Consider the following 5,804-nt stretch of genomic DNA (forward strand, 5'->3'; position numbering starts at 1 on the left):
CCTGCGCGACCTGCGGGCGCTGAACCGGGGGACGGCATGAACGCGCGGGCGCACATCAGCCGGGTGGACGTGGAGGACATGTCCCAAGTAGTCGACGACGCCTGGGGCGCCATTCACGCCCTGGAGATGGTGGTGAAGGTCAGCGCCGGCGAGGTCAGTCCGGAGGTGCTCGCGCTCAACTACCTGGCCGGCGAGCTTTGGCACCGGCTGAGGGACATCCGGGACAGCGTGGAGACCTTCACATGGCGGGTGGAGCTGGCCGAGGCCGACAATCTCCGGGAAGCGATCCGCCGCGAACTGGAGACCAGAGGCATCAGTACGCCCGAAGCGATTGGCAACGCCCTCGGGATGCTACCCGAGGAAGCATCCGCCCTGTTGAGCCGGGACCTCTGGAAAGAGGGTGAGGTGGCGCTGCTTGAGGCGGTAGCGGCCCGGTTGGGGGTACAAGTGTCGGAGCCAGCACGCACCTAAGCAGGCTGAACGACGGCGCGGCTAGTGCTGGAAGCGGCCAGGGGTACGGCATGAGCGCCCGCCCCTTCCGCGCCACACGGCAGCCGCTGCAGGCAGAGCCGTCCAGTTTTCCGCTGAAGCCGCAGCCGAACTGGCGACTGGTACGGCGCAAGCTCCGACCCAGCGACGGGGAGAAGTGAACCGGACCGAAGCTGCTGGAGGGCCGGTCGCTTGCGTTGCGGGTGCGGCTGGTGACTTGGCGTCTGCTGCTCCTCTCGAGACACCAAGCTAAGGCCTAATCATATTGAGGAGAGAACAAGCCATGACGGCCCGAGAGCAGATCATTGCCGCGGATCGCTTCAGACGAGCGCTGCTGATGCTCCAGACCGCGGGCTGGGCTGATCCTGAGCATCGGGTCAAAGAGGATATCCGCGCTGCAGCGGTGGCGGCGATTGAAGCCTATGAGGCCTTCACCGCAGCCGGCCTTGTCGCCGGTGCTGCAGATCGTCGGCTCATTGGCCAAGCGCAGCAATACCTGGCGAAGGGAAGGCAGGATCCAGCGTCATGAGACGCACCGCAGGCAAAGAAAGGCCGCCTGAGGGGGGTCAGGCAGCCTGGAAGAGACAGGTTAGGCAGGGGGGTCACATTCCCTGCGGTTGATATCTCAACCGAAAACGATGCCCCAGGTTTCCTCGCTGTCGTCCGCATCATCTTTTGAGCGAAAACCAACCGCTTGGGTTGAAGGCACTCCGGCGGCGACAATCGGGGGATCAAGCCGCCGGAGTTTTCAGTCGTCCCAGTAGGGGGAAATCAGGACGACTTGCCTAAAACGGCAGTTATGCACATATATCTTCGACTGCAAGTATACAATCTCTTGTGGTCTCAGAAAAATCGCGCTGAAGTTGTGCTGCGGCACGTAGTCGGGGGGCTAAGTGCCGCATCAGAGACCGGCAGCGCGGATCAATCGGGGGATCGATCTGCGCTGCTGGCCTGAACCTGTAGTGAGCTAGCGTCGGCAGCGGCAACGACCAACATCCTTGGCATGAGCCTGCCCCCGACCAGATGCCGCCCGCAAAGCCGAAGATCTCGCCCGAGGAGCGCCGGCGCCGAACCGCCGACCGGCTGACCATGATCCGGTTGAAGATGGCGATCGGCCGCGAGCTGGATGAGCGCGGCATCACCAGGCCGGCCGAGATCGGCACTGCGCTCGGGCTGCCGCCAGCCGAGGCGACCAAGCTGCTGACCGGGCACCAATGGCGCGAGGGCGACGTCGAGCAGCTTGAAGCAGCGGCGGCCCATCTGGGAGTGCGGGTGTGGGAGCCAGCAAGCGACGGCTGGCCGAGCTAACCGGCGCCGCTGGTCAGCCTCCGCCGAAGCCACAGCCCCGTGGAGAGTGAGCATGAGCCGTCTCAAAGCTGAGGACTTGGCCGACAGCCGCGCAGCCGGCGCGGCCTTCGCGCAGGAGATGCTGGTGCAGATGCCCGCAGCCGATGTGCCAGAGCAGATCAGCCGCACCTTCGAGCAGATCGCCGCGGCAGCTCGGGACGCGGGCTACACGCCGTCCGAGAGCGCCGAGATGGTCCAAGCCTTCGTCGTCGGAGCGCGGGCCGAGTTAGCCCGCATAGCGGCGGCAGGCGGTGATACGACTAGGGGGCGGGCATGAACCTAGCCGAAGCTGCTGGCGATCGGCTGCTGGTCCCAGAGGTGATCAAGCCAGTCATCCCCGATGCCACCGCGCGGCCTACGGAGCGGGGTCGGATCCAGCACTTTCTCCTGGCCTCAGCCGGCGAATGGGCACACGCTCGCTGGTGCAATCTGGCTAGCGTCTCGGCCCCCTGTCCGATGGTCTCTTACCGTACAGCCAAGAGGCTGTAGAGCGCGCAGACATCCCCATCGTCCGGGCCGATCCTTCCCAGCATCCGGCGACCGAGAGAGGCTAGTGCTCCCGCCCCCAGCGAGGAGCTTGTACTTTGGCCTCCCCTAATGCTCCCCCATCCGACCTGCGCAACCGCCTGCTGCTAGCTTTACGGCCAGAAGACCTGGCCGAGCTTTGGCCCCAGCTCGAGCCGGTCGATCTGATTTCGCGTGACGTGCTCCAGGTACCGGAGCAGCCCATGCAGGCGGCGTGGTTCATCGAAACCGGGATCGTCTCCATGCTCGCCACCCTCGAGGATGGCGACAGTGCAGAGGTCGGGCTCGTCGGGAACGAGGGCGTGGTCGGGCTGCCCCTGCTGCTCGACGATGACCGCGACGACTTGGAAGGCATCGTCCAGATGGCCGGCACCGGCTACCGCCTCCCGGCTGACGCCTTCCGCGCGGCGCTGGAACGCTTGCCTGCGCTGCGGCGCCTGCTGAACCGCTATGCCCTGGTCCATCACGGCCAGGTAGCGCGCACCGGTGCCTGCAACGGCCGCCACCATATCGACCAACGCCTCGCGCGCTGGCTGCTGATGGCGCACGACCGGACCGAAGGCGATACCGTGCCGTTTACCCATGAGGTGCTCGGCATAATGCTGGGGGTGCGCCGCGCCGGGGTCACGGTGGCGGCCGGCGCGCTGCAGAAGGCAGGGCTGATCCGCTACGGCGGTGGCCGCGTCACCATCACCGACCGGCCCGGCCTCGAGGCGGTCGCCTGCGAGTGCTATGGCATCACCCGCCGCGCCCGCGATCGGCTGTTTGGGCTTCCACCCGGTGAGATCCCCTACCGATGGTGACAAGGGCTGGCGCTGTCCTGGGCCGTGGCGGCGAGGCAGTTAGGGTCGAAGTTCAACAGGCCTACAGCGACGCGCATTCTGGCGGCTGCGGCCCGCCCAACGCATCAGCGATGGCGCAGTATCGCAGAGGGCGCCGAGCCGTGACCGCATCAGCCAGCATGACTGCGGCAGCACCGGCCATGGCGCTGTCGAGGCCTGCGATGCAAGGCAGCGCATCGCGGCCAAAGGCGGCGCAGTAGTGGTCTATGGCTGTCTCCAGCGTGAGATCCTGCACGGGCATGGCGGTAAGGCGCGGCATGGCTTCCTCCTGTCTCGAGGCTTCCAGGTAACCGTTTAGCCGTTACGCCGTTCATCCATCTGGTGGATGCATGGCATCCAGGCTTCATATTGGTGCTGAGCCGATGCGGGGATCATCTTCCGCCTCAAGCAAGGCCGGCTGGGCGTCACGCTCTGAGCTGCTGGCCTCCGAGACGGAGAACCAAGCCATGTTCCGTACTACTGTATTTGCCTCGCTGATCGCCCTCGGTGCCATGGGCGCTGCCCAGGCGCAAGACAACGGCCCCCGCCTGGTGGGTGGCGGCGCCGATGGTGGCCCCCGCATTGAGTACCTGGCGCCGAGCCAGAATGTGGTCGGTGGCGGCTATGCCCGCATCACCGGCGAGAGCACCAACCGCAGCATCGCCTATTCGGGCCAGACCACGAGGCAGCAGCAGAGTGGCAGTGTGGCCCAGCTGGTCGGCGGTGGCCGCGAGCAGACGCTGGTGTATGTCCCGGCGCAGGCTGCCAGCCCGACCCTCGCTGGCCAGTTCACTCGCCACGGCGGTTAGCCACACCACGAGCCAGGTTGGTGAGATTGCATGGGGCGCCTTTGGCGCCCCTTTGCATGTCCGGCAGTTCCATCATGTCCCGTCTGGCATCGACCGCGGCGGCGACCGACATCCACGACATGAGCCTGCCCCCCGACCAGATGCCGCCCGCGAAACCGAAGATCTCGCCCGAGGAGCGCCGGCGCCGAACCGCCGACCGGCTGACCATGATCCGGTTGAAGATGGCGATCGGCCGCGAGCTGGATGAGCGGGGCATCACCAAACCCGCCGAGATCGGCGCCGCCCTTGGGATGCCGCCGGCCGAGGCGACCAAGCTGCTGACCCGGCATCAATGGCGCGAGGGCGATGTGGCACAACTCGAAGCCGCTGCGGCTCGGTTAGGGGTGCAGGTGCAGGAACCAGCGAGTAGCGCTTTGGTAGGCTAAAAACAGCGCCTCAATTTATTTTCCGGTGACGCCTTCGGTGCATCCTCGTGGCTGCGGGGCGGGTTAGGAGCAACACTACCTCCTAGCGGCAGAAACACTCTCCCTCTTGTGCCTGCCTTGTCTCACCTGCCTCCCCCGCACCTTACACCTGCGTGAAAATCACGGGTTCTGCGGCCACGCCTCGCCATCAAGACGGCGATCAATGCGCTGGCGCGCTTCCGCCAGCAGTTCGTCCAGGCCGTCCGGCACGCTGCATTGCAGCTCCCAACCATCCTTCCCGCTCGGCGGATAGACCCTGACGTTCCATCCGTCGCCGCCATCCTCGCGGATCGACAGCCGAAACAGTCGGTAGTGCTGGACGCTGACTTGGCGCAGATGACGCGTCGCTGTCGAAGACGTGGTGGAGCGAGGCCTACGGTGCCACATGGAAGCGCTCCACCTGCTGCGCGGGAGGCCATGCCCGGAGGTAGTCCATAGCGGCCTGTCTTGTGCGAAACCGCTTGTCCGCACGGGCGAGGACTTTGCCGCCCCACAAGATTACCGGCTCCCATCCGCCGACTGTATCAAGAAGCGTGACTGTTAGGGGCATCGGCATGCTGGGCCCTCCACCTTCGCTCTGCAGGCGCGACGTTGTTGGACTTGCCTCACGGCAGAAGTTCCAGCACATCGCGGTTGCGAAGTCGGCATGAAAAAACCCTGCTTCCTGTTCCCTTTACAGGCGATAGAGCCGGAAGCGTACCTTCATGGAGGCGACATGCTGCGCTGCACAACGTGGGTTGTGTGATCTTGGTTGCGGCGTCATGTCTCCAGCGCGGGGCACGACAGTGTCCCGTTTTCTTGGACGTTTCCTCTCTAAACTCGGCGGCGCCTTCGGGTGCCGCCCTTTTTTTGTCCTAAGTGCCGCCGCCGCTATCCTACCTGCACCTCCAGCTGGGCCGCGGTGTTGCCGCTCCCGCTCGCGTTCGCCTACCGTTCCCCAATGCATGCCCCCGTCCCCGATCCAGACCCCATCGGCCCTGACGGCACGGTTCGCCTCCGCTGCTACCTCCCCCACATCCACATCCACTACTTCTCGGGCACCTGCCGGCAGTGCCAGCGCCGCGTCATGATCGGCATTGAGCTGGCCATCCAGATGATGGGCTCGAGCGCGGCGACGGCGGGCGAGCTCGAGCAGCGCCTGAAATGCCGCTGCGGGGGCCGGGTCTCCCTCAGCCTGGCCGTGGACGATCGGTCGCCGGAGACGGTCGAGCGCAAGGGCCGGCTGCCGCAGACCATGGGCATGGTGATCAGGGAGTAGGCCTCACCAGCCGTATGTAGCTGGGCAGTCGCTTCTCCTCCACCCACAGGTCGACCAGCGGCGTGATGGTGCCGGCCACGCCGAAGCCGTG

10 protein-coding genes are annotated in these 5,804 nt (G+C 65.8%); 8 read left to right on the forward strand and 2 right to left on the reverse strand.

Annotated features, from left to right (window positions below):
- The 5 genes from JMJ56_RS32450 to JMJ56_RS32470 form a co-directional block, all read left to right on the forward strand.
- A partial coding sequence (locus JMJ56_RS32450) for a hypothetical protein (RefSeq protein WP_236039040.1) occupies window positions 1-471 on the forward strand: 471 nt, incomplete at its 5' end.
- Window positions 472-772: 301 nt separating this feature from the next.
- Window positions 773-1,018, forward strand: coding sequence for a hypothetical protein (locus JMJ56_RS32455; RefSeq protein WP_202836010.1), 246 nt, complete (start codon window positions 773-775; stop codon window positions 1,016-1,018).
- Window positions 1,019-1,512: 494 nt separating this feature from the next.
- Window positions 1,513-1,797, forward strand: coding sequence for a hypothetical protein (locus tag JMJ56_RS32460; RefSeq protein WP_202836011.1), 285 nt, complete (start codon window positions 1,513-1,515; stop codon window positions 1,795-1,797).
- A 52-nt stretch (window positions 1,798-1,849) separates the two neighbouring features.
- Window positions 1,850-2,113 (forward strand): hypothetical protein, encoded by a 264-nt coding sequence (locus JMJ56_RS32465; RefSeq protein ID WP_202836012.1) that lies wholly within the window; start codon window positions 1,850-1,852, stop codon window positions 2,111-2,113.
- A 427-nt stretch (window positions 2,114-2,540) separates the two neighbouring features.
- A complete protein-coding gene (locus JMJ56_RS32470; protein WP_328702525.1) occupies window positions 2,541-3,164 on the forward strand; it encodes a Crp/Fnr family transcriptional regulator in 624 nt (207 codons plus the stop codon).
- Window positions 3,165-3,225: 61 nt separating this feature from the next.
- Here the strand turns inward: JMJ56_RS32470 and JMJ56_RS32475 are convergent, their stop codons facing one another.
- Complete coding sequence (locus tag JMJ56_RS32475; RefSeq protein ID WP_202836014.1) at window positions 3,226-3,462, reverse strand: hypothetical protein; 237 nt, start codon at window positions 3,460-3,462, stop codon at window positions 3,226-3,228.
- A gap of 187 nt (window positions 3,463-3,649) precedes the next feature.
- Between JMJ56_RS32475 and JMJ56_RS32480 the strand changes: the two genes are divergently transcribed.
- Both JMJ56_RS32480 and JMJ56_RS32485 read left to right on the forward strand, forming a co-directional pair.
- Complete coding sequence (locus JMJ56_RS32480; RefSeq protein ID WP_202836015.1) at window positions 3,650-3,991, forward strand: hypothetical protein; 342 nt, start codon at window positions 3,650-3,652, stop codon at window positions 3,989-3,991.
- A 74-nt stretch (window positions 3,992-4,065) separates the two neighbouring features.
- Window positions 4,066-4,416, forward strand: a complete 351-nt coding sequence (locus JMJ56_RS32485; protein ID WP_202836016.1) for a hypothetical protein — start codon at window positions 4,066-4,068, stop codon at window positions 4,414-4,416.
- Window positions 4,417-4,575: 159 nt separating this feature from the next.
- Here JMJ56_RS32485 and JMJ56_RS32490 read toward each other — a convergent pair whose 3' ends face one another.
- Entirely contained in the window at window positions 4,576-4,842 is a 267-nt protein-coding gene (locus tag JMJ56_RS32490) for a hypothetical protein (RefSeq protein ID WP_202836017.1), read from the reverse strand.
- Between the two features lie 517 nt (window positions 4,843-5,359).
- Between JMJ56_RS32490 and JMJ56_RS32495 the strand changes: the two genes are divergently transcribed.
- Complete coding sequence (locus JMJ56_RS32495) at window positions 5,360-5,713, forward strand: hypothetical protein (RefSeq protein WP_202836018.1); 354 nt, start codon at window positions 5,360-5,362, stop codon at window positions 5,711-5,713.
- The last annotated feature ends 91 nt before the right edge of the window (window positions 5,714-5,804 follow it).

This window comes from Belnapia arida, from assembly GCF_016773205.1.
Classification (GTDB): Bacteria; Pseudomonadota; Alphaproteobacteria; order Acetobacterales; family Acetobacteraceae; genus Belnapia; species Belnapia arida.

Excerpts from the sequence above, each read along its gene's own strand:
- JMJ56_RS32480 (WP_202836015.1), top strand. The coding sequence starts at position 3,650 with ATGTTCCGTACTACTGTATTTGCCTCGCTGATCGCCCTCGGTGCCATG.
- JMJ56_RS32460 (WP_202836011.1), top strand. The coding sequence starts at position 1,513 with ATGCCGCCCGCAAAGCCGAAGATCTCGCCCGAGGAGCGCCGGCGCCGA.
- JMJ56_RS32485 (WP_202836016.1), top strand. The coding sequence starts at position 4,066 with ATGTCCCGTCTGGCATCGACCGCGGCGGCGACCGACATCCACGACATG.
- JMJ56_RS32465 (WP_202836012.1), top strand. The coding sequence starts at position 1,850 with ATGAGCCGTCTCAAAGCTGAGGACTTGGCCGACAGCCGCGCAGCCGGC.
- JMJ56_RS32455 (WP_202836010.1), top strand. The coding sequence starts at position 773 with ATGACGGCCCGAGAGCAGATCATTGCCGCGGATCGCTTCAGACGAGCG.
- JMJ56_RS32490 (WP_202836017.1), bottom strand. The coding sequence starts at position 4,842 with ATGTGGCACCGTAGGCCTCGCTCCACCACGTCTTCGACAGCGACGCGT.
- JMJ56_RS32475 (WP_202836014.1), bottom strand. The coding sequence starts at position 3,462 with ATGCCGCGCCTTACCGCCATGCCCGTGCAGGATCTCACGCTGGAGACA.